The organism is Paraburkholderia sp. SIMBA_027 (assembly GCF_046535315.1).
Lineage (GTDB): Bacteria > Pseudomonadota > Gammaproteobacteria > Burkholderiales > Burkholderiaceae > Paraburkholderia > Paraburkholderia tropica.
On sequence record NZ_JAWRWY010001398.1, the window covers coordinates 1 to 244 of the forward strand.

The window sequence follows — 244 nt, forward strand, 5'->3', positions numbered from 1 at the left end:
GTGTGCAGCCGCAGCGATCCGTCGGCCCACTGGTGCGACGGGCCCCAGGGAACCACGCCCCCTTTCTTCGCCCGGCGGAACAACTCCTCGACATTCCACTGCCCCCGGAAGGCGTGGACGATACGCCCTGTACTCCAGTTGTGCCGATCCGTACACAGCACCCGTCTGCCCAGCCGTGTCCTTTCCAGCGTGCGACGCAATGCGTCATCGACGTGCCAGTGCAAGGTCGGTGCCGACTCGCTCC

The 244-nt window shown here is 66.4% G+C and carries 1 protein-coding gene; it reads right to left on the bottom strand.

The annotated features are described in order from the left end of the window. On the bottom strand, positions 1–244 hold a 244-nt coding region (locus SB764_RS43780; protein WP_410867275.1), incomplete at both ends, for a hypothetical protein.